Annotated in this window: 17 protein-coding genes, 3 pseudogenes and 1 other annotated feature; of the genes and pseudogenes, 11 read left to right on the top strand and 9 right to left on the bottom strand. The window is 48.7% G+C overall.

Annotated elements, in window-relative coordinates; translation table 11 throughout:
- Positions 1-217: 217 nt before the first annotated feature.
- A complete protein-coding gene (locus ACZ5EJ_RS03950) occupies positions 218-1,585 on the top strand; it encodes a DEAD/DEAH box helicase (protein WP_011633973.1) in 1,368 nt (455 codons plus the stop codon).
- Positions 1,586-2,421: 836 nt separating this feature from the next.
- Here the strand turns inward: ACZ5EJ_RS03950 and ACZ5EJ_RS03945 are convergent.
- Both ACZ5EJ_RS03945 and ACZ5EJ_RS03940 read right to left on the bottom strand, forming a co-directional pair.
- Positions 2,422-3,593, bottom strand: a protein-coding gene (locus ACZ5EJ_RS03945; protein ID WP_242500206.1) for an IS3-like element ISNieu2 family transposase whose coding sequence is annotated in 2 segments (ribosomal slippage) — positions 2,422-3,344 and positions 3,344-3,593 — 1,173 coding nt in all. Because the reading frame shifts where the segments join, the coding sequence is not laid out codon by codon here.
- Positions 3,594-3,655: 62 nt separating this feature from the next.
- Positions 3,656-4,134: pseudogene (locus tag ACZ5EJ_RS03940) on the bottom strand (transposase); the annotation flags it as partial.
- Positions 3,740-3,856, bottom strand: a sequence feature (AL1L pseudoknot). Its footprint overlaps the pseudogene before it by 117 nt.
- Positions 4,135-4,190: 56 nt before the next feature.
- Here ACZ5EJ_RS03940 and ACZ5EJ_RS03935 point away from each other — a divergent pair.
- The 8 genes and pseudogenes from ACZ5EJ_RS03935 to wrbA all read left to right on the top strand — a co-directional run bounded on the left by ACZ5EJ_RS03935 (position 4,191) and on the right by wrbA (position 11,355).
- Positions 4,191-4,983, top strand: a protein-coding gene (locus ACZ5EJ_RS03935) for an IS5 family transposase (RefSeq protein ID WP_166484990.1) whose coding sequence is annotated in 2 segments (ribosomal slippage) — positions 4,191-4,450 and positions 4,449-4,983 — 795 coding nt in all. Because the reading frame shifts where the segments join, the coding sequence is not laid out codon by codon here.
- A gap of 205 nt (positions 4,984-5,188) precedes the next feature.
- Complete coding sequence (locus ACZ5EJ_RS03930; protein ID WP_011633968.1) at positions 5,189-5,596, top strand: TraR/DksA family transcriptional regulator; 408 nt, start codon at positions 5,189-5,191, stop codon at positions 5,594-5,596.
- A gap of 112 nt (positions 5,597-5,708) precedes the next feature.
- Positions 5,709-6,455 carry an SDR family NAD(P)-dependent oxidoreductase gene (locus tag ACZ5EJ_RS03925; protein WP_011633967.1) on the top strand — a complete coding sequence of 249 codons (747 nt, stop codon included), beginning with the start codon at positions 5,709-5,711 and terminating at the stop codon, positions 6,453-6,455.
- Between the two features lie 80 nt (positions 6,456-6,535).
- Positions 6,536-7,708, top strand: a complete 1,173-nt coding sequence (locus tag ACZ5EJ_RS03920; protein WP_011633966.1) for an RtcB family protein — start codon at positions 6,536-6,538, stop codon at positions 7,706-7,708.
- Between the two features lie 247 nt (positions 7,709-7,955).
- Positions 7,956-9,008, top strand: a complete 1,053-nt coding sequence (locus tag ACZ5EJ_RS03915; protein ID WP_256328250.1) for a glycoside hydrolase family 3 protein — start codon at positions 7,956-7,958, stop codon at positions 9,006-9,008.
- 2 nt (positions 9,009-9,010) lie between these two features.
- Entirely contained in the window at positions 9,011-9,841 is an 831-nt protein-coding gene (locus ACZ5EJ_RS03910) for a glycoside hydrolase family 3 C-terminal domain-containing protein (RefSeq protein ID WP_011633964.1), read from the top strand.
- 176 nt (positions 9,842-10,017) lie between these two features.
- A pseudogene (locus tag ACZ5EJ_RS03905) lies at positions 10,018-10,638 on the top strand (IS6 family transposase).
- A 93-nt stretch (positions 10,639-10,731) separates the two neighbouring features.
- Positions 10,732-11,355 carry an NAD(P)H:quinone oxidoreductase gene (wrbA, locus tag ACZ5EJ_RS03900; RefSeq protein WP_011633963.1) on the top strand — a complete coding sequence of 208 codons (624 nt, stop codon included), beginning with the start codon at positions 10,732-10,734 and terminating at the stop codon, positions 11,353-11,355.
- A 461-nt stretch (positions 11,356-11,816) separates the two neighbouring features.
- Here wrbA and ACZ5EJ_RS03895 read toward each other — a convergent pair whose 3' ends face one another.
- The 4 genes and pseudogenes from ACZ5EJ_RS03895 to lysS form a co-directional block, all read right to left on the bottom strand.
- Positions 11,817-12,344 carry a phosphate-starvation-inducible PsiE family protein gene (locus tag ACZ5EJ_RS03895; RefSeq protein WP_011633962.1) on the bottom strand — a complete coding sequence of 176 codons (528 nt, stop codon included), beginning with the start codon at positions 12,342-12,344 and terminating at the stop codon, positions 11,817-11,819.
- Between the two features lie 119 nt (positions 12,345-12,463).
- A pseudogene (locus ACZ5EJ_RS03890) lies at positions 12,464-13,102 on the bottom strand (transposase); the annotation flags it as partial.
- Positions 13,103-13,537: 435 nt separating this feature from the next.
- Positions 13,538-14,194, bottom strand: coding sequence for a hypothetical protein (locus tag ACZ5EJ_RS03885; RefSeq protein ID WP_011633961.1), 657 nt, complete (start codon positions 14,192-14,194; stop codon positions 13,538-13,540).
- 101 nt (positions 14,195-14,295) lie between these two features.
- Positions 14,296-15,804, bottom strand: a complete 1,509-nt coding sequence (gene lysS / locus ACZ5EJ_RS03880) for a lysine--tRNA ligase (RefSeq protein WP_041353714.1) — start codon at positions 15,802-15,804, stop codon at positions 14,296-14,298.
- A 278-nt stretch (positions 15,805-16,082) separates the two neighbouring features.
- Between lysS and ACZ5EJ_RS03875 the strand changes: the two genes are divergently transcribed.
- Entirely contained in the window at positions 16,083-17,780 is a 1,698-nt protein-coding gene (locus tag ACZ5EJ_RS03875) for a glutamine--tRNA ligase/YqeY domain fusion protein (RefSeq protein ID WP_011633959.1), read from the top strand.
- 134 nt (positions 17,781-17,914) lie between these two features.
- Positions 17,915-18,433 carry an NlpC/P60 family protein gene (locus ACZ5EJ_RS03870; protein WP_011633958.1) on the top strand — a complete coding sequence of 173 codons (519 nt, stop codon included), beginning with the start codon at positions 17,915-17,917 and terminating at the stop codon, positions 18,431-18,433.
- 41 nt (positions 18,434-18,474) lie between these two features.
- Here the strand turns inward: ACZ5EJ_RS03870 and ACZ5EJ_RS03865 are convergent, their stop codons facing one another.
- From ACZ5EJ_RS03865 to ACZ5EJ_RS03855, 3 genes are all read right to left on the bottom strand, one after another.
- Positions 18,475-19,302 carry a pyruvate, water dikinase regulatory protein gene (locus ACZ5EJ_RS03865; RefSeq protein WP_011633957.1) on the bottom strand — a complete coding sequence of 276 codons (828 nt, stop codon included), beginning with the start codon at positions 19,300-19,302 and terminating at the stop codon, positions 18,475-18,477.
- A gap of 4 nt (positions 19,303-19,306) precedes the next feature.
- Positions 19,307-21,682, bottom strand: a complete 2,376-nt coding sequence (gene ppsA / locus ACZ5EJ_RS03860; RefSeq protein WP_074455522.1) for a phosphoenolpyruvate synthase — start codon at positions 21,680-21,682, stop codon at positions 19,307-19,309.
- Positions 21,683-21,778: 96 nt separating this feature from the next.
- Positions 21,779-22,162 carry an Mth938-like domain-containing protein gene (locus ACZ5EJ_RS03855; protein ID WP_011633955.1) on the bottom strand — a complete coding sequence of 128 codons (384 nt, stop codon included), beginning with the start codon at positions 22,160-22,162 and terminating at the stop codon, positions 21,779-21,781.
- Positions 22,163-22,177: the final 15 nt, after the last annotated feature.

Raw genomic sequence — 22,177 nt, 5'->3', positions numbered from 1 at the left:
TGTGTAGTTACTGTATACTTGCCACCCTGCCTCAAGGTAGGGTTTATCTAGTTTCATCGTTCCTGACCTCTCCAGATTCCTCTGTTTCTTCTTGAAATTGTGCAGTATCCCTGGTTAGCAGCGATGTGTTTATGTATGCGCCAGTGGTACCAGCAATTATTTGTTGCGGTACGTTCCTGTTTGCGCATTGAATTTCTTTATCATCAGGAAAACCGACATGTCATTTGAAAATTTGAATCTACATCCCGCAATTGTAAAAGCCGTACTGGCAGCGGGTTATACCTCTCCCACCCCTATCCAGCAACAAGCTATTCCCGAATTAATTGCTGGCCACGATGTAATGGCAAGCGCACAGACTGGAACCGGAAAAACAGCTGCTTTCATGCTGCCGGCACTGCATCGTCTTGCCACTCCAGCAAAAATTCAGGGCCGCGGTCCACGCATACTGGTTCTGACTCCCACGCGCGAACTGGCCCTGCAAGTTTCCGAAGCTGCCAGCAAATACGGAAAATTCCTGCCGCGCGTCAATGTTGTCAGTATTCTGGGTGGGATGCCCTATCCATTGCAAAATAAACTTCTATCACAAGTTGTTGACGTACTGGTTGCCACACCAGGGCGCTTGATTGATCACATTGAGCGGGGGCGGATCGATTTCTCACGGCTGGAAATGCTGGTGCTGGACGAGGCTGACCGCATGCTGGACATGGGATTTATTCATGATGTCGAGCGTATTGCCTCCTCAACACCGACAAACAGGCAGACCTTGCTATTTTCGGCAACACTGGATACTGCAATCGAAAAAATTGCTACACGTTTACTGAAAATGCCTAAACGTATCCAGATCGCATCTCAGCACGCAAAACTTGATCATATTGAACAGCGTATGCATTACGTGGATGATCTCACTCATAAAAACCGGTTACTTGATCATTTGCTGTGTGATACAACCATCAAACAGGCAATCGTATTTACTGCAACGAAACGTGATGCTGATTCTCTGGCAGACAATCTTTCTGCTCAAGGACACAAAGCTGCCGCCATGCACGGAGATATGACCCAGCGTGAACGCACGCGTACTTTAACCGGATTGCGTCAGGGGCGGCTCAAAATACTGGTTGCTACTGATGTCGCCGCGCGCGGAATTGATATTGCTGATATTACTCACGTCATTAATTTTGACCTGCCTAAGTTTGCAGAAGACTACGTGCATCGTATTGGACGAACTGGCCGGGCAGGAGCTTCCGGCATTGCCGTCTCGTTTGCATCTGGTAAAGATGGCATTCACCTCAAAAGAATAGAGCGGTTTACCGGCAATCACTTTGAATTCCAAGTTGTACCTGGTATGGAACCTCGCACAAAACCGAGGTTCAGCCGTAATGACGATAAGTCCGGAAAGAGACCCTCTTCTGCCGCACACAAAACCAGACGTTCATGGCCAAATGACGCCAGCACACGCACAACTGCCCAAGGCTTCAGAGGAGACAAAAAAAGCGAGTTTAGCCAACCTTTTGCTCGTGATACTCGCAGACGTCCACTCAGAGACAGTAAATCTAATAACTCAGGCAGTTTTGCCCGAGCAAAATAATATTGATGTATTCCAGGTATTGATTTTTTACGGTCAGTACCTGGCCAATCCAGTGCGCCATAAAACCTTCATCATTTCTCCTATTCAGAGAAAGAACTGCTGCACAAATTATAGTACCCGGATATTCCACAGTATTTTCAATCCGAACGACCACCTGATTTCCCCCTCCAAGCAAGAATTTCGATGTGGATTATTGGTTCAGGTCCTGGATGACTAGGATGACTATATAGATAAAACTCGTTATCCACTGTTCATGGCGTGAGCTGTCATCGCGTATAACCTAACGCCGGTGTAAGCAGTGTGCGGATCGCAGGTTTGTACATCCGCTGGAGGTGGTACGGCGCAGCGCCGGAACAAAATTGACACCCTGGTTATGGCGGCACAGATCATCACTCGTGATCTAGCACGCCGGGCAAGGACCTTTGCCGGTACCACTACAATCGGGACACTTTTCCTTCCCGGAATTTAAGCAGCGCGGACAGGTAGCTCCACCGGGATTTGGATCTCCGCCTCGGCCATGACAGAAATCGCAGGCAATCGATTTGCTCCCTGCGCATCGATTGCACTTGAATTGTCCGGTTCCCTTGCAATAATTACAGTTTGGATCAGCCATGTTTTCTCTCTAGTTTGTCTACTATTTTGTAGTTGTGCTATGGATTGCCGCATAACGCCGCAAATCACCGGCAGGCAAAAGTGGCGCGGGTTTTGCGACAGCAAAAGACGTGACGCTTTTGCCTGCCGGTGATTTGCCTTGTTAGGGCTAAATCTCTCACCATGTAAAGCCGCACCCACGGGTCAAGTGAACTGACCTGGTCAAGTAAAACCGGACACTCTAGTTAAGCAACATTTTTCACTATTTCCATTTCCATCTCATATTGATTCGGGTTTTTGTAACCCGGGTATGAATGCAGTCGCTGGCTGTTATAGAACATGGAAATATACTGCAGTACATCTTGTTGTGCTTTATGGCGGGTTGGATAATGTTGCCAGTGGATTTGCTCCCGTTTAAGGCTACCGAAAAAGCTTTCAGCCACTGAATTATCCCAACAATTTCCCCTACGACTCATACTGCCGATAAAGCCGTGTATTTTTAAAAGTTGGCGGTACTGCTTGCTGGCATATTGCGATCCACGATCTGAATGTACAATCAATCCAGGTTGTGGTTGACGCTGCCAGGCAGCCATTCTCAATGCATCACAAACCAGCTTTGCTTTCATTCTTGAACTCATGCTCCAACCCACCACCTTCCTGGAAAACAAATCAATGACCACCGCCAGATACAACCAGCCTTCCCGGGTCCAAATGCAGGTAATGTCACCAACGTAGATTTGATTGGGGGCTGCAACATCAAATTGCCGATTCAGCCTATTCTCAAATATCGGTTGTTTGTGATTACTGTTAGTTGTGACCTTGTACTTTTTCCGGTGCCTCACTTGCACATCTGCTTCTTGCATCAGGCTTCGAGCCTTCCTGCGACCAACCGGATAACCCCGTGCATTCAGCGCTTTTCCGATTCTGCGACTGCCATAGCTATGATGACTGGATTTTGCTATCTCCCGTACTGCTCCAAGTATTTCTATATGGCACGGGTCGGTAGAACAATTGTTAGCACAACGAACGTAATCATAGTAGGCACTGCGGCTTACACCCATGAGTCGGCACATCAAGCCGACCGGATAGGTCTTTTTCCTTTGGGTGATAAACGAATATTTCACTTCGTTTCTTTCGCGAAAAAGACCGTCGCTTCCTTTAAGATGCGCTTCTCCATTTCCAGCCGCTTGATCTGGATCTTGAGCTTTCTAATTTCCTCCTGCTCCGGTGTTAGCTTCCCATTGCCTCGGAATGCCTGACCCGTATTATCTGCCTGATATTCTCTGATCCATCTCCTCAGCATATTGGCATTGATTCCCAGGCTTCGGGATACTTCCGATGGTGTGTGGTCCTGATCCAATACCAGACTGATGGCATCTAGTTTGAACTCTTTTGTGTACTGCTTTCTCGTTTCCATTGCTTCCTCCAGTTAAGGTTATTTTCTCTTAACTGGACTGTCCGGTTTATTAAACCATGTCACGGCAGCAGTTCATCATCACGCAGGACGCGGGCACTGCGCAAAGCCGGATTACGCTGTTGCGCGGAATATCGCCGATACCCTGATGGGGCGACCTGCAAAACCTTGCAGATCGGCTCGACCCCATGGGCGTCGCGGTACTGGTCGATGAACGATCTCAGGATTTGAGTTTGCGGTCGAGCTCCACCTGAGCGAAAAAAGCACTGGCCAGCTTCAGAATCTCATTCGCCTTGCGCAATTCCTTTACTTCGCGTTCCAGGGCTTTGATGCGGTCGCGCTCTTCGCTGGTCACACCGTCTCGCAAGCCGGTATCAGTCTCGTGTTTGCGCACCCATTCAAGCAATGTGTGGGCTGAACAGCCGATCTTCGGCGCAATGGATTCAATCGTCGACCACAGCGAGGGATACTCACTGCGGTGTTCCTGCACCAGACGGACTGCGCGCGCTCTTACTTCGGGGGAATATTTATTTGATTTGTTCATGGCTCCATCTTCTCAGAACCTGTTCAAAGTCTTTGGGAGTATGAGAAACTCGGAAGATGAGAAGAAGTTACCCGAGCGACATCAGTCGTGAACAATTCGAGCTTATCAAGCCTTTGCTGGAGAGCGCGCGCAGGAAGACCAGCCCTCGACGAATAGATCTGTACGAGGTTTTTTGTGCGGTGCTGTATTTGCTCAAGAGCGGCTGCCAGTGGCGAGCCCTGCCTAATGACTTTCCCAAGTGGCGCACTGTCCACTCATACTGGGCCATCTGGAGTGAGCCGCGCGAAGGAGGCAGCCTGCTGGAGCAGGCATTAAAAAAATCAGGTTGGCGAGGTTCATACCAGACAGGGGCGCAACGCCTGCACGTCATTCTTGATCGTGGACGCGCAGAGCGTGAAGAACACGGACACGGCGAGCCAGAAGGGCTATGACGCAGGCAAGAAGGTATCGGGCATCAAGCGTCATATCGCGGTCGATACCCAGGGTTTGCCGCATGCCATTGCGGTGACGACAGCGGAAGTGACCGATCGCAAAGGTGCGTTGCAGGCTTTCCGGCGTTGTCGTTCAGGCCTGGGCCGGGTGGTGGCGGTGTTGGCGGACAGCGGTTATGTGGGGGAGCCGTTTGCTCAAGGTGTACGCGATGTGCTGAGCGAGACTGTCGCGGTTCAGATCGCCAGGCGCAGTGAGTTGCATACCTTCGTCGTTATCCCCAAGCGTTGGGTGGTGGAACGCAGCTTTGCCTGGTTGGAGAAGAATCGACGGCTGTGGAAGAACTGTGAGCGCTTACTCAACACCAGCTTGCAGTTTATTCACCTGGCCTTCCTGGCCCTTCTACTCAAAAGACTTTGAACAGACTCTCAGATAGTGGAGCCTCCTCAAAACCCGGGGCGGTTCATTCAGAGTGCGTCTGCAAAAGACGTACTATTATAGGTAAGTAATACTATCAAAACGTAACACGGAAATAATATGCGATAAGTATAATTTGGAATTATCGATGGTGCATTGTGCCGGCACCAATCGACACTCATTCCTGCAACCTGCTAAGGACGATGCCATGAACACCCCTGAAAATTCCCTGACAAAAGAACAGATCACACACTTTGCGCAACGGATCGATGCACGCAAGAGCCTTTTACTTGGTGAAATTCGCCAGGTATTGGCACGCTCCCGCAACGAATACTATGTCGATCTTATTGGCGGAGCTGGTGATTCTGGAGATACGGCGACAGCTTCCTTGCTCCGCGACATCACCGAGGCCGAAGTCATTCGCGATATAGGTGAGGTGCGCGACATCGTTGCTGCTGAGGATCGTATCGCAACCGGGAAGTACGGCTTGTGCATCGACTGCGGAGAGCCTGTCCGCTACAAAAGGCTGGATGCGTATCCGACTGCCAAACGCTGCTTTACTTGTCAGGTACGCCGTGAAAGATTGCTGGCGCCATCTCCTTATACAGGTCGATAACCATCGAACGGGATAGGTCTATCAGGATAAATCTGTTCCCAGTCCCAGGCGACAGTAATTACTTGCTCAAACGACAGTGCAAAGTACAGCGACCTATAAAAGGGAAACAGAAATGAATAATCTAGAAAATCAAGTCATTATCGTAACTGGCGGTGCCGCTGGGATAGGTGCTGCAATCACCACTGTATTAACGCAGCGAGGCGCATCTGTTGTCGTCGTTGATATCAATGAAGCAGCAGGCACAGCAATCGCGCAGAGCAATCCAGGTCAGATTGTTTTTTTAAAGGGTGATGTCTCCAGTGAGTCCGTTGCCAAGCAAGCCGTTGAACTGGCAATAGCCAGATTTGGCAAGCTGACAGGGCTGGTCAATAATGCCCATGCGTCCACCCAAAAGCCACTAATAGAGCTGAGCAAAGAAGATTGGGCTTTATCCTTTGGCACCGGCTTTAATGCAACGTTATACTTTATGAAAGCCGCTTATCCGGAGCTGACAAAATCTGGCGGCTCCATCGTCAACTTTGGCTCAGGAGCAGCGCTCCTTGGACTCGAGCAGCAAGCCAGTTATACAGCAGCCAAAGAAGCTATCCGCGGATTAAGCAGGGTCGCCGCCAACGAATGGGCTAAAGACAACATTCGTGTCAATGTAGTCTCACCAAAGGCCTTGACCGAAGGGGTCGCTCACTGGAAAGCTGAGTACCCGGAGCAATACGCAGCATCTGCCAGCAATATTCCGTTGCAGCGTTTTGGCGATCCGCAAAAAGATGTTGCTCCAGTTGTTGCCTTTTTACTCAGCGAAGATAGTCGCTATATGACTGGACAAACACTAATGGCGGACGGAGGCTCAATTCAGCTTAGGTAAATGTAAATGTTCTGTTTGTTTTCAGCTCGACCGACCAAACCTGACTCCGCTATCAATAATTATTATATGGAGATATTGTTATGCACACTAATGGAAAAGCAATTATTACAACGGAAAAACTGCCAATAAAGCTGTGGTTGGAAGCCGATCAAATGGAGGAGGGAGCGTTGGAGCAGGCGCGCAATCTTGCCAATTTGCCATTTGCCTTTAAGCATATCGCCATTATGCCCGACACTCACGAAGGTTACGGCATGCCCATCGGGGCTATCCTAGCCACTAAGGGGGTCATCGTACCCAACGCCGTCGGTGTGGATATCGGCTGCGGTATGTGTTCCCTACGGACCAATCTGACAGATATCTCAACAGAGGATCTGAAAACCATCATGAGTATCATCCGCAACACCATTCCGGTGGGTTTCAACCACCACAAAACGCAGCAAGATGAAGCTTGGATGCCCGAAAGGAAAGGCGATCTGCCTATCGTCAATCAAGAGTACGAAAGCGCCCTATATCAGATTGGCACATTAGGTGGCGGCAATCACTTTATCGAAATCCAAAAAGGCTCAGATGGTTATATTTGGATTATGATCCACTCTGGCTCTCGCAATATCGGCTTTACAGTCGCCAACCATTACAATGATGTAGCAAAAGCATTAAATAAGGCAGCCGGCGAAGATATCTCGAATGACTTAGCCTACCTTCCAGAGTCATCTGAGTATTTCGAACTGTACAAAAATGAAATGGACTACTGCCTTGAGTTTGCCCTAGCCAATCGAAAATTAATGATGGAGCGGGTAAAAACGGCATTTAGAGAGATTCGGCCTGAGGTTGGATTCAGCGAATTTATTAATAAACCACATAACTTTGCCGCCGAAGAAGAACATTTTGGCGAAACCGTTCTTGTTCATCGCAAAGGTGCAACACGAGCGCGAAAAGGTGAATGGGGCATGATTCCTGGCTCGCAAGGTACCGGTTCCTTTCTGGTAAAAGGTAAAGGTGAAGCACAATCTTTCGAGTCTTGCGCACATGGTGCTGGACGCATTATGAGTCGTACCCAAGCCCGCAAAAAACTAGACCTAGAGGAAGAAATCCAAGCCCTTGATGATCTCGGTGTTTTACACGCCATCCGCGGCCGTAAAGATCTGGATGAAGCGCCAGGCTCTTATAAAGATATCGATGAAGTGATGAACCACCAAAAAGACTTGGTCGAGGTACAAATTGAATTGCAACCACTGGCTGTTATCAAGGGGTAACCCTCACACAAAAACAATTGGTAGTTGTTCAGTCGAACACAATTACACCTCCATCGGTATCAGTAAACGTGCGTTTCAATAATCGTTTTTCCATACTTTGCCAGATCAGTTCACACTTTTGGGCGTCATATCCCCTAGCCAACACTTCTGCGAATCTGCCAATCAGGAAAATACGCCTTACCTCTGATCGGCAGGAGTGTTTACAGACGCCTCCGCAATAACTCCAACGGGGAAGTAATTCGAAGTAATACTCGGAGTTCAGGCTCAGCCAAAGCACTTTGCGGGCAACGAACACGAGTTTCAGTTTGAACGCTGGACCGCAGCTGTGCACATTCCCAGCCGTGCGCTGCACGAACTCTATCTGCTACCTTTCGAGATGGTAGTCAAGGATGCCCAGCCCGCATCGTTAATGTGCGCGTACCCGCACATTAACGGCGCTTACGCTTGCGACAACCATGCACTGCTGGTACAGACCTTACGCCAGCGTTGGGATTTCGATGGATGGGTGGAAAGTGACCGGCGCGCGATGCATAGCACTGTGGATGCGTTGCTGGCGGGCGTTGGTTACGAACTCGATTCCGAACCGCGGTTCTATACCGAAAACAAGATCATGGCAGCGCTGGCAGCGGGTGATATCACCGAACAGCATATCGACGCGGCACTCAGGCCGCGCCACGTCAAAATGTTCGAATTCGACCAGTTCGAAAATCCTTTCAACCAGATCATCAATGTGGATCTCGACACCAACGCCGCCAAGGCGCGTGCACTCGTGGAAGGGGGCATTACGTTGCTCAAGAATGACGGCGGCACCCTGCCATTGAAACCCAACGTCCAATCAATCGCCTTGATCGGCCACAAGTGGTTTGCCGGTTCGGCCACCATGCCACCGCGCAACCTCAGTCCGAGCGAACTCACTACGGTTGTGGCGCCCTACACGGTGACACCGAAGCAAGGCCTCGAAAATACCTTGACCAAAATCGGTGGATCCGCCACGGTGACCTACAATGATGGCACCGATATCGCATCCGCCGTCAATCTGGCAATGAATTCCGATGTCGTCATCCTCATGGTGGGGACCAATCCGCGCGAGACACGTGATCTGTTGAAGCTCACGCTGCCCACGCTGTGCACCAACGATGGCGATCCATCCGACCCGGACCCGTCCTATCCTTCTGACTCCGGTTTGCCCGGGACCATAAAAGCGGCCGGTGAGGTTTGTGTCGAGCAGGATCAACTCGTGCGCGAGGTTGCGGCGGCGAATCCTAACAACGTCGTGGTGCTGTATTCTGCGGGGGGGTGATAATGAACTGGCTTGACCTAGTGCCTGCCCTCGTGGCCGCATGGTTTCCGGGTCAGGATGACGGCGACGTGGTGGCCGACATCCTATTTGGGGTCATCAATCCGTCTGGAAAACTGCCCGTAAGCTTCCCGACCAGCGAGCACGAGGCGGCCTTCGCCACCGAGATGCAGTATCCGGGAACACGCGAGAACAACGGTCTGCCCGGCGGCCCCGGATTTCCGCTCGGCGATGGCAGCCCGCAACTTGTCAGCCACTATTCCGAAAACTTGGGTTGGTACGAGGCCAATGGTGTCAAGCCAGCGTTTGCCTTCGGCCACGGCCTCTCATTCACGACCTTCGAGTACAACGATCTGAGGCTCAAGCGGAAATATCGTCGTGTGTTCGAACAGGTGCCGGTTCCGGGCACCGGCAGGGAAAACATTCCACAGCGCTTCTATCGTCGGCTCGTTGAACTGGTACCCGTATTGACGGTCGAGTACACTCTTACCAACACCGGTTCTGTCGCCGGTGCTGAGGCATCGCAGATTTACCTCGAACTACCACGGCAGGCGGATCAACCATCCAAACGTCTCGTCAGATTCAAGAAGGTATTCCTCGAGCTCAATGAGAGTGCTCGCATCACCGTTGATATAGACGCCTCCGCCCCCAACCACCCCTTCTCCTCGTTCGTGCCGGACGACCCGGACAACCTTGCAGCATGGGCCGAGGGAGAGTGGGTGTCGCACGCTGGCGCCTACCGGGTGCACGTTGGCGGGTCATCCGCTGAGACGCCGCTTGTGCAACGTATGGGCATGGCCTTCCCGCGCATCAACAATCGCTCGGCGCGCCGGTAACCATCCATTGTCCCCCGGGTCATCACAAGCGATTTTGCGATGACCCGGCAGATACGGAGAGAAGTCGCTCAACGCCTCGTCGAGATCATAGATACCTTCTGTGTAGTAGGCTGTTGACATCGAAAAGATGGTGAGGTTACATGCTGGTTATAAAAGGAATATGATTTTCGACTGAGGTGATTCTGGTCCATATACGCTGGTACGCGGCATATCCATTAAGTTGCCGGCAACTGGAAGAAATGATAGAGGAACGTGGTGTATTTGTGGATCATTCTACAGTGAACTGTTGGGCGATCTGGTTTTTACCATTACTGGGGGAAATTTTCAAAAAGTATAAGCACCTGGCTGGCGGATGGACGAAGCTTATATTAAGATCAAAGGCACTTGGAAATACCTCTATCATACTGTAGACAGGATGGTAAGGTGATCGACTTTCAATTAACGGCCGAGCGTGATGCCAAATGCTTTTTTGACATAGCCATGCAAGCCAATGGCGCTCCTGAGAAAGGATCACGATGGATAAAAATGGCGCCCATAAAGCAGCAATTGACAAGATCAATGCCAACAGAGAGATGCTCATGATGGTTCGTCAGGTCAAATACCTCAACAATATTGTGGAACAAGCCCATCTGGCAGTGAAGCGAATAACAAAACCGATGCTCAGATTCAAATCTTTTCAATCCGCTAAAAATAGCTTGGCTCGCATTGAACTCATGCACATGATTCACAAAGGTCAGATGATGATGGAAGGAGCTGACAAGATGTCTTTTGCTGAGCAATTTTATTTTATATGCTGACAGAGTCAATCCGCTTAGTTAAATATCGCATCCTGGATGTTCGTCTTGGTGTCAAAAATTATTGCATTCTATTTAATAAGGAGTTTCACTATAATGAAATCCATCAAAGTTGCTGTCATTTATTACAGCCTTACTGGCCACAACCTGCAACTGGCTAAAGCTGCTGCCGATGCTGCGAAAGAAGCGGGCGCGGAAGTACGCCTGGCGCGTGTTATGGAACTAATTCCGACAGAAAAATTGGAATCAAACGAAGGCTGGAAAAATTATATGAAAGCTGCTCAAGGTATTCCAGAAGCAAGCCTGGATGATCTGGATTGGGCAGATGTTTTTATTTTCAGCACACCAACACGCTATGGAAACGTGGCAGCACAAATGAAAATGTTTCTTGATTCCACAGGTGGCTTATGGTCCGCTGGAAAGCTCGCCAACAAGGTGGCGACCGTAATGACAAGCGCGCAAAATTTGCATGGTGGACAAGAGTCTACAACGCTTACCTTGTACAATATTATGCATCACTGGGGTGCGATCGTCGTCGCTCCTGGCTACACCAACGAATGTATCTATAAATCCGGCGGCAATCCCTATGGTGCCAGCGCCACCGCCAGCCGCGACGTAACAGTTTCAGGCGAAGTGCTGGAGGCCGCGCGCCATCAAGCGCGGCGAGCTGTACAAATTGCCAGTTGGATTAAAACGGGTCAGGCAACTGGGCATCAGTAAACCCGCAGTAGGTCGCTATATTCAAGCTGAAAAACAAAGCGTCTCAAATTCCTGCGTATTACTAATGACGAAGCCTTCTAGCAAATAGGGGACAGACCACGGTTTCTCGCTTTCACCACGGCTCGCCTGCTACATCCACGGGAGCCCAAAACCGTGTAGAGTAGAGGACAGGTGCATTTGGTTTTGCATTACCGTTTCCGCCATTTTTATCTGGCGGGATTTCAGCTTTTGTCGCGGAAAGCGCTGCAACGCTTCTCTACGACTCCGAATCTTGTGCCGCTTCATCAGGTGGTTACGCAGAGACGATCTTCTGCATACGTGTTCAGTCCCAGATGATTAAAGTAGTGCAAGGGAAGTGCCTGAGTCAGCGCCGGTGTTTTGATCGTGCGCCGACTTGCTCTTGTTCCACGCATTGCTGACACTTACGCCGCGCTTTTGCGGCGTCCCGTTTAAACGACATGTTAGGCTGTATGCCTCTCGGCATCTGTCGATGTATTCTCGGGACGTTGTAGTGCCTGCGTTTGAGGAAGACGATCGTCACGCTCACGCAATAACCAGTAGACAATACCTATTGCCAGAGTTATAGCGGCTAAGCCATACATGCTTTCGGCAGTTATTTCCTTAAGATCCAAGATAATAACTTTACGAGCTATCGCAAGCAGGGCAATGAGCAAGACGACCTTCGTTTGAATGACGCTTTGTTGCCGAGTGACCGTGTATTGGAGGGTATGGTTGAACTCTAGCGCGATCAATACCGTCATGATCTCGCCGAAGACGTTTTGGAACATTTTATGGTCGAGCGGGTCCATGGCACCAAACACGAGGCCACTGATAACTCCGGTAAATAAACGGAAGGTGGCTACAATAACAATTAACGTAATCAGCAGTGTGAGAAAAAGGGCAATCACGCTTTCGAAGCGTTGATAGAAGGTCATGATGTTCCACTGTTTTGCAATGATGTCCCACTGTTTTGCAATGTTCTTCCACATACTCAATTTCGCCTCTCCTTGACTCTTTATAGGGTTTATCTAAATAGTCGCCACTGAAAAACACTTGCTACTGATTGCAGTTTTTGGAATTACATCTGATTTTCTATTGCTCATTCAGATTAATTCGCATGAACTAAGGTTTTTATCAGAAGATTGGGGTGATTTCTGTATTTCCTACACGGAAAATACAGCAAAAAGATGGCCAGGCAGCTATTGTTTCAGATTCCAGGCACAAGCGGCCATCAAGAGGTTGATGTGATCACCAATAGCGCCTTTCAGGTCATTTTTTGTCATTCGGTAATCTGCTTTTAAATGACCAATGATGGGTTCAATGGTTGCACGTCTTTTACATTGCTTGCGCCTTCTGTCTCGCTGGTAACGGTTATCCTGTTTGAGGGTCTTGCCCGGTAGTACGATGGATTCCGTTGACTTCACGCTTGCTACGATAACCGCGATCACACACTGCTGCCTGCCTGGCAGGCTTTGCCGCGCGAGGCTTCTACATGATGCAAGATAGCCGGGAGCGTATGGTTGTCGTGCATATTTTGCTCATGGCTGGCAATGGAGGCTTTGCTACCGTATTCGTACTGTTTGTGATCTTTCCCTTTAGCCACGCAGTACACTTGCGGCTCATGCAGTGAATAGAGCTTGTTGCTGTCTTTGGATTGTTGCTGCAGCACTTGTCCATACAACAGGAAATCTCGCTGATAATGCTCAAACAAGCAGGGTTGCGGTAATTCCCAGATCAAAATACCCGCTGCTGAATTGCCAGATGCGCCTGTTCCTTTCTTGTAATGAACCGAGAATACTTCATCAAATTCGTGCCAGGGGACAACACTGCCAGTTGCAACAGTGGATCCGTAGGATCAAGTTGCCATAAAAGATCGGTTGCAAACAAATTAGGTTGATGAGAAATTTTACTCGGCGTGAGCATCGACAATCACCGTTTCGACCAGAAAAATAACGCAGGTCTTATCATTCCCGGTCGATTCGATCAGCATAAATAATAGCGTATCTCATAAAAATCAATCTGTTATTGTGATTTTCAGGAGTAATTTGTAGTGACTAAATAGAAACACAGGAACGGAAAGAACAGAATTCTTCCCTGATAAAAAAGGGCTTATTTGAGTAAAGGGGCAAGGAAAGAAAGAATGCTTCGAATTGTGCGAGGAGACCGAATTCGTAAGAAAAATTTACCGGCCCGGCTGATGCGGATCGGGTTCGCGCATCACACAACCAGCTTTCTCCAGCAAACCATCGTCATTGAATCTGATTGTCTCTCCCGGTTGAAACCCGGGGGGCACTTGCTGGGTTATCACATAGCGATTGCCATCATTTGCCAGCAAGCTGATTCTGTAATAAATCGGCTCGGCAATGTTCCTCTCGGGCGGAACGTAGCTGCTATTACCCAGGACATCGACTTCAGTAAAAAAACTTCCCCAGTGTCTGCCCAATGGAACTGCGACTATCCCTGAAATAAATGTATCCGTATTGCCATCATTGGCAGGGTTAAGCATGACGGGGACGATGTGTTCCACTACTCCGCAATAATCAGCCGGAAGCCGGGCGGGATTAATCAAGGTTCTGGAAGCATCGGTGCTGTATATACGACGATAGGTTGACCGTTTCTGCCCGCCTGCACTCCCATCAATCTTATTGGGAGAGGAAGTAGTTGCTGTTACACTAGATTTTACCTGTTGACGGGGTTTTGAATACTCTTCTGTTATTTCCTGGCTATTCACAATCTTATCTTGTCGCGCGCCGGAAGCCAGCGCAACTCTCATTAATCCCGCACCAATCATCAAGAACAGCACGGTGAATATCAGTTTGTCAAGAGAACCAGTAAACATAGTTGAACTCCATGACTCGGCACAAACAAAGTAATATCGGCAATCACACCCCGTGCTTGAGGAAGAATCCCGAGCCGCACCACGGGATCAGTACCTGTCGTCTAGTCTTCCTTGCGTAACTGCGGAAACAGAATAACATCGCGGATGCTTGGAGAATCTGTCAGCAACATTACTAGCCGATCGATACCGATTCCCTCACCTGCCGTTGGCGGCAATCCGTATTCCAGTGCCTGGATATAGTCAGCGTCATAGTGCATCGCTTCCATATCACCTGCCTCTTTAGCCCTGGCCTGTTCAAGGAAACGACTGGCCTGATCTTCAGGATCATTTAGCTCGGAAAAGCCGTTCGCAATTTCCCGCCCGGCAATATAAAGCTCAAAACGATCCGTAATCTCCGGATTTTGATCATTGCGGCGTGCCAAAGGCGATACCTCGGCCGGATAATCAACGATAAATACGGGTTCAAACAGCAAATGTTCGGTTGTTTCATCAAACAAGGCCAATTGCAGTCCGCCGATTCCACTGTCCGGATTGAATCCGATTCCCTTTGCCTGCAAAATTTTGATCAAATCATCCCTGTTGTTAAGTTGTGCTTCGGAATTTTCAGGGTGGTATTTTAGGATGGCCTGCATGACAGTCAACCGGGCAAAAGGCCGGGCAAGATCCATTTCGCGCTGCTGATAGACAATGCGAGTAGTTCCTAACACCTTCAGCGCAACTTCACGCAGCATGGATTCCGTCAGATCCATCAGGTAATGATGATCTTGATAAGCCTCATAAAACTCCAGCATGGTGAATTCCGGATTATGGCGAGTGGATATACCTTCATTCCTGAAATTACGGTTAATCTCAAAAACTTTTTCCATACCACCCACTACCAACCGCTTCAGGTAAAGTTCCGGTGCGATACGCAGATACAGTGACATATCCAATGCATTATGATGCGTAATAAAAGGTCGAGCAGTAGCCCCTCCTGGAATAGAGTGCATCATCGGCGTTTCAACTTCAAGATAGCCCCGGTTAACAAGAAATTCACGTACTGCCTGAATAATTTTTGAGCGAACCAGGAATACCTTGCGTGTTTCTTCATTTGTAATCAGATCAAGGTAACGTCGCCGGTATTTCTGTTCCTGATCGATAAGGCCATGAAATTTCTCCGGTAGCGGGCGCAAGGATTTAGTCAGAAGACGAAGTCGGGTAACCCGTAATGACAATTCATCCGTCCTGGTTTTGAACAAAATACCTTCCGCGCCGAGAATATCCCCCAGATCATAATGCCTGAATGCTTCGTGAGCGGATTCTCCGGTATGATCATTGGAGATATAGAGCTGTATCCGCCCGCTCATATCCTGGATCGTTGCAAAGCTTGCCTTTCCCATTACACGCTTAAACAACATGCGTCCTGCAACTTTTACTTTAACCTGCCCACTTTCCAGTTCTTCTCTTGAGTCATTATCATACTTTTCATGCAGGTCACGAGCCAGGCTATCCCGACGATAATCATTCGGAAAAGCATTGCCGATCTGGCGCAATGCAGTCAATTTAGAATAACGCTCTGCAATAAGGCTGTTTTCATCCTGGGAAATACCGGATGTATCTTCCTGGGTCATATCTATTCCAAATTTTATGTAATTTTTATTGGTATAAAATCTCTCTGTATCGTACCAAGCGGCACGGACATCCTGGAGCCGCTGCCGCATGCGTAATCAACGTGTATTATATAGTTACTTTACCTGCTCCATTCTAACGGGCTCACGAAAAACCATCTGGCAGGAAACTTACAGTTACACGGCATCGCACGCTGCCTGGGCACATATTACGATCTATGTACTGTCATTTATTCCATGAAAATAATCAACATCTTATTGAATTCAACTGAAAAATATCTGTGAACACACCTTCAGCCCCTACTCATTTCATTCGTAATATCATTGAAGAAGACAACCGCACCGGTAAGTGGAACGGGCGCGTAGAGACACGCTTCCCGCCCGAGCCAAATGGCTATCTGCATATCGGCCATGCAAAAAGCATTTGCTTGAATTTCGGGCTTGCGCTTGAATATAACGGCGCCTGTCATCTGCGATTCGACGATACAAACCCGGAAAAAGAAGCTCAGGAATACGTCGATGCCATTATTGAATCAGTCCACTGGCTGGGCTTTGACTGGCAGGAACATCTTTACTACGCTTCCGATTATTTTGATCAGCTATATGAATTTGCAGAATATCTGATCACGCAAGACAAGGCCTATGTGGACAGCCTATCGGCAGATGAAATCCGCCGATTACGTGGAACCTTGACTGAAGCAGGTACAAACAGCCCTTATCGTGATCGTCCGCCATCCGAAAGTCTGGATTTGTTCCGGCGCATGCGCGCAAGAGAGTTTCCGGATGGCGCGCACGTACTACGCGCCAAAATTGATATGGCATCCCCCAACATCAATATGCGTGATCCGGTTATCTATCGCATCCGCCATATCCGCCACCAGCGCACGGGTGATAAATGGTGTATCTACCCGATGTACGATTACACCCATTGTATTTCCGATGCTTTGGAGCGGATCACGCATTCCCTTTGCACACTGGAGTTTGAAGATCATCGGCCACTGTATGACTGGATACTGGATCAATTAAGTGAAAAAGTTCCCTGCCACCCGCAGCAGATCGAGTTTGCGCGACTGAATCTGACTTACAGTGTCATGAGCAAGCGTAAACTGATCGAACTGGTAGAGAACAAACTGGTAGATGGCTGGGACGATCCACGCATGAATACATTGGCAGGTCTGCGCCGTCGGGGCTATACGCCGGAATCAATCCGCTTGTTTGCGGAACGAATCGGTATCAGTAAGGCAGATTCCTGGATTGATATGACAGTGCTGGAAGATTGCTTACGCGAAGACCTTAATGAAAACGCACCGCGCCGCATCGCTGTCCTTAATCCGGTGCTGCTGGTCATAGATAACTTTCCAGATGATCAGATGGAAACCTGCTATGCACCCAATCATCCAAAAAAACTCGAACTTGGCACACGCGAACTACCGCTGACAAAACGGCTTTATATTGACCGTGAAGACTTTATGGAGGTGCCAGACAAAGGCTTCTTCCGCCTGGCACCTGGGGCAGAAGTGCGGTTACGTTATGCATATATCGTAAGATGCACACATCTTGTCAAAGATGATCAGGGAAAGATCCTGGAGATTCACTGCACTTACGATCCCGCTACCAAAAGCGGTACTGCCGGGGCTGAAACCCGAAAAGTCCGTGGCAATATTCACTGGCTGTCAGCTACTTATGCCAAGGCTGTTGAAATCAGATTATATGACCGTTTGTTCAGCGACGCACATCCCGACACGGAAGGTAAAGATTTCAAAACCTCGTTAAATCCGGATTCCAGGAAAATTATTGTCGGGTACGTTGAACCTTCTTTACTTGAAATTCAAGCAGAACAGCGTTTTCAGTTTGAACGCCATGGCTACTTTGTAGCTGATCTGGCAGATACAAAACCGGGAAAGCCGATATTCAATCGAACCGTATCACTACGCAATACCTGGGTGAAAATCACGGACAAGCCGGAGCACAGTGGATAATCAGCAATTGTGTGAATTACATTTGCATATATGACAAATTACCAGGACATTCGCTAAAAAGAACCTTTCTTATTTCACAACCAGATTATTTTCTTGTTATACTTGCCTCTTATTCCAACAACATGAATTGAAACATGTCCTTAAAACACATTGTCATTCTGTTGCTCGGCGCAGGTATGATAGCTGGATGCAGCTCGGTTCCCAAAGATTCAACGCGTGATGAGATTTCACGATATTCCCATAAATCCGGATTTGCGATTCCTCAGGGAATTCTGGAAAATGATCCGTCTTTCGTGCGGAAACGTCTGTACAGCCAATATCAGGAATGGCGTGGCACACGCTATCGATTGGGAGGTACAGATCACACTGGGGTAGATTGCTCTGCGCTTGTCAGAATCATCTTCAAGGAAGAATTCGGCTTCACATTGCCCAGAACAGCGCTTTCCCAGGCAGAATTTGGTGAAAAAATCAGTCGGAATGAGCTTATGCCGGGAGATCTGGTGTTCTTCAAAACAGGCGGGCGTTCCTGGCATGTAGGGATCTATCTGGATAGCAAGAAATTTCTTCATGCCTCATCCAGTCAAGGAGTCACTATATCCAGCCTGGATAATACATACTGGAAATCCAGATACTGGAAATCCATCAGGATATAAAAATCATACTGTTACCTATCATATCCAGCATAGGTACTGATTCAGGTTCCATACAAACGTCTTTCCAGCCGCATCCGGTTGATAATTGATGCACTGATCTCTTCTATTGATACTCCGGTAGTATCGATAAACGGGATATTAAACTGCTGGTACAGTTCATTTTGCCACTGAAGTTCACGTTGGCATTCAACGAATGAAGCATAATGACTGCCCGGATACCGTTCCACACGAACAGCCTGAAGCCGTGACGTGCTCAACGTCAATCCAAACAATTTCTCACGCAGTGGTTGTAACAACGAAGGAAGACGCACGACTCCCATATCTTCTGGCGTAAATGGATAATTAGCAGCAAGCACTCCATACTGCAAAGCCAGATACACACACACTGGGGTTTTACCAGAGCGTGATACTCCTACCAAAATCACGTCAGCATCGGCAAGAATTTTAGAGTTACTACCATCATCACTGTTCAGCGCATACTGAATCGCAGCAATACGTCGAAAATAGGAAGCATCCTGGCCAAGAATATGGGAGCGTCCGGGTATGCGCACAGGTGACTGTTGCAGCGCCGTTTCCAGCACACCAAGACAAGATTCAAAAAAATCAATAAGATAACAATCAGCCTGACGGACAGAAGCGAGGATAACCGGATCCAGCAATGTGCTAAACACCAATGATGGCTGACCTTCCTGCTTCGCAATTGTATTGATACGATCAATGATCTCCTGAACCTTAGCTGCACTGTCCAGGAAAGAAGCATAGTGCTTCTTCCACTCTATTCCATCGAACTGGGTCAACAGACTATGACCCAGTGTTTCCGCTGTAATGCCCGTACGATCAGACAGAAAAAAAACGCTGCGTTGTAACATCGCCCTACTGCTCCCGGTCCGCCAGATGCAGCCAGGTGCTCACTACCGTGTCCTGATTAAGAGAAAGGCTGCTGATACCCTGTTCAACCAGCCAGCGTGCAAAATCCGGATAATCAGAGGGTGCCTGGCCGCAAATACCAATATATTTCCCCTGTTTATGGCAAGCATCAATTGCCATTTTCAGCAGCCGCTTCACAGCTGGATTACGCTCATCGAATAAATGAGCAACCAGCTCCGAATCACGATCCAGCCCAAGTACCAGCTGGGTCATATCATTAGACCCGATGGAAAACCCATCGAAGTATTCGAGGAATTCTTCAGCCAACACAGCATTGGAAGGAATTTCGCACATCATGATCAAACGTAGCCCATTGCTTCCGCGTTTTAATCCATTAGCTGCCAGTAATTCTGTAATCTGCTGCGCCTCTTCCAGGGTTCGACAAAAAGGAACCATCACTTCAACATTGGTAAAACCCATTTCATCACGTACCTTGCGCAAAGCCCGACACTCTAGCTCAAAGCAGGCACGAAAAGAATCAGCAAGATAACGTGAAGTACCACGAAATCCAATCATCGGATTTTCCTCATGTGGTTCAAAGCGATCTCCCGCAATCAGATTCGCGTATTCATTAGATTTAAAATCAGATAGACGCACAATCACCGGATGTGGGTGAAAAGCTGCCGCCAACGTGGCAATACCTTCCACCAGTTTCTCAATATAGAAAGACACCGGGTCGGGGTAACCTGTCGTTCGCTTACTGACAGATGCTTTCAGATCATCCGGAAGCGCATCAAATTCCAGCACGGCCCGGGGATGGATACCAATATTGTTGGCGACGATAAATTCCAGACGTGCCAGCCCCACTCCATGATTGGGCAGTTGTGAAAATGCAAAAGCCTGCGCAGGATTTCCGATATTCAACATGATCTTGACTGGTAATTCAGGCAGCTTACTGATCTCTGAACAAGTATGCTGAAAAGGAAGCAGACCTTCATAAACAAAACCTGTATCTCCTTCCGCACAGGATATGGTCACCGCCTGGCCATCGCTGATTTTTGTCGTAGCCAGCTCACACCCGACCACCGCAGGAATGCCCAGCTCGCGCGCAACAATAGCAGCGTGACAGGTACGCCCGCCACGATTGGTCACAATCGCTGCGGCTCGTTTCATGATTGGCTCCCAATCCGGATCTGTCATGTCCGTTACCAGCACGTCGCCCGGCTGAATCTCGGCCATCTGCCCCGCGCTCATAATGACCCGCGCCGTTCCCTGTCCGATCTTCTGGCCGATCGCGCGCCCCTGCACCAGCACCGGGCCTCGTCCGCTCAGGTGAAATTGTTCTACTGATTGCTCGGCACGGCTTTTCACCGTTTCCGGGCGGGCCTGGACAATATAAATCTGTCCATCTATTCCATCCAGTGCCCATTCGATATCCATCGGCCGGTTGTAGTGCTGTTCGATGATCACCGCCTGTCGGGCCAATAATTCAATTTGCTCATCGGACAAACTGAAACGCTGACTTCGTTCCGGCGATACCGGCTGTACCACGGTCGTCTGCCCTGCCTGCTCATCGCTATAGATCATCTCGGTTGCCTTGGCTCCCAGCCGGCGGGAAAGAATTGCGGGTAATCCCACCTTAAGATTTTGTTTATAAACAATAAACTCATCCGGATTGACTGTTCCCTGTACGACGGTTTCCCCCAAACCATAAGCAGAAGTAATAAACACCACATCCCGAAAGCCAGATTCAGTATCAAGTGTAAATATCACGCCACTGGCACCTTTATCGCTGCGCGCCATCCGTTGTACGCCCGCAGATAAAAATACCTGATCATGATGAAACCCGTGATGGGTCCGATAGGAAATCGCCCGGTCCGTATAAAGTGAAGCAAACACTCTTCTGAGTGCACTGAACAGGTTATCAAGCCCCTGCACGTTCAGCAGCGTCTCCTGCTGGCCGGCAAAGGAGGCATCCGCTAGATCCTCAGCTGTTGCCGATGAACGTACTGCAAAGGATACTTTCTCACCCGAATCAGCAATGAGCTTCTGGTATGCCCGAGTCACTACTTCTACCAGATCATCCGGCAGCGTGGCGGCAAGCAACCAAGAGCGAATCTGTTTACCCGCAACGGCCAACGCCTCCACATCGTCAACATCCAGTGGGGTCAATAATTGATTGATGCGATCATTCAAATCATTGATCCTGAGAAATTCACGATAAGCGTATGTTGTCGTAGCAAATCCGCCAGGCACTTTCACCCCGGCGCGGGAAAGATTGCCGATCATCTCCCCCAGCGAGGCATTCTTGCCCCCTACGCTCGCCACATCGTTCATACCTACCTGATCCAGCCACAAAATATAGTCAGGATGACCAGCCATAACTTACTCTCATTGAAAAACAGAACGGATACGATAACATCTGTGCACTATCGTCTTCTTTTATCAAAATAAATAACCTGAACGAACCATGGATTGCTATCTGTCTGGGGGTCGGACAAATATTGCGGCAGCAACATGCCTTCCTTCAGACGACAGAATATTGTAGGTTCTGCATACTGCGTGCGTATCCATTGTCTCGAATCCAATTCCGCGAGCCAGTATTTTTTTTATCAGCGATGCATTTGGAAACTGTAATGATATTCCTGTTCCGAGCAAAATAATTTCCGGCTGCACTGCCAGCAATGGATCAAAATGCTCCATTTCCAACTGGTTAATACTGCTTACTGGCCAGTGTTCAACAATTTGTTCCGGCAGCACGATCATGCTATCTGTATACCGCACCTGATTGACCGCAACATAACCATCTCCGTAACCGGAAAAAATGTTCAAACCGGAGTTATCCGAAAGATGTAATTTCATATAAATCCTTTCGTA

The organism is Nitrosomonas sp. TNE100 (assembly GCF_055387135.1).
This window is presented reverse-complemented; position numbering and strand designations above follow the sequence as displayed.